Genomic DNA, 1187 nt, shown 5'->3' on the forward strand with positions numbered 1-1187 from the left:
AATGTGGAGGCAGCCAAACAAATTATTGGCGAAATTCCAACGGTAGCAACAATTGCCAACTATAGAAAATCATTAGAAGTACAGACCGAACAACAAAGAAAAGCACTAGAATCTTTAAAGACAAAAAATCACATAGTTTCTATTGCAGAACAAGCAGAAAAACAGCTTTCTCATTATGAAAAAACATTAGAAGAATTAAAGGGAAAACTTGATAAAGTAGGATTTTTCCAACGTAAGGAAAAAGAAAATTTGCGTGCTAGTATCAACACTTTACAAGATAAAATCATCAGCCAGCATGACCACTTAAATACATGTTTAAAAGAAGCTGGTTTATCTGCACGTGAAGAGATCCAGTTAGCTAAAAAGCAATTAAGTAAACAAATTGATACGTCTACTCGAACTTTAAACGGGAGCATCTTAAAATCTGTAGACCAAAAACAAATACTAAACCAGACAGAAGAAATACTAAAGCAAAAGCTAATTCGTAAAGTAGCTATCCAATATCCTGAATTGAAAACAGCAGGACAATATTTGGATTACAAGACAGCATCTAAATTGAACCGACTAAATGAGAAACAAGGAAAAACTATATCGCTCGACAACATAAAACATACTTTAGAACAAAGACAGCATAAAATTGAATTAAATCGAGAAGGTATTCAAAACTATAATCTGGCTGTTCGGAATGCTCAAAATGCAGAAAGTTATTTTAATCATCTTACTGAACTAGAAAAACGAATTGAACGAATCGAATCGAATCCTTACTTAAAAGGAAAAATTCTGTTTTCCAAGGAAGAACAACAAGCTTATCAGAAAGATTTACAAAAACGAGAACAGTTAACTCAAGCTATTCGAACCATCGGTTATGAAGATCGGGAGCATTTGGAACAACATAAAAGAGAAATAGAGAAAGTTGCTCCAGCACTTGAAAAAGTTCAACAAGAAACGCAAAGCCTAAGCCAAAGCAATGACTTTCTTTCAGCCATCCTAGAAGGGGTAGAACAAGCCCAAAAGCAGGAACACAAAGTAAATGCTAAGCAAAAACCAAAGCAACGCTTAAAAGGGCAAAACATTGGGTTAGAAAGGTAATCATGCTATATTCAAAAATGCTACAGTTTTGACAGCATCTGTTGCTAGCCTACTCTTTTAAGAATTGGCTCTATATTTTATAGATCAGTGAAATGACC

Annotated in this window: 1 protein-coding gene; it reads left to right on the plus strand. The window is 34.2% G+C overall.

The window, feature by feature from the left end; genetic code table 11:
• A partial coding sequence (locus tag ACF1AG_RS34835; RefSeq protein WP_391811056.1) for a hypothetical protein occupies positions 1 to 1089 on the plus strand: 1089 nt, incomplete at its 5' end.
• Between the last annotated feature and the right edge of the window lie 98 nt (positions 1090 to 1187).

The sequence above is a fragment of the Streptomyces sp. NPDC014764 genome (genome assembly GCF_043082785.1).
Lineage (GTDB): Bacteria > Actinomycetota > Actinomycetes > Streptomycetales > Streptomycetaceae > Streptomyces > Streptomyces althioticus.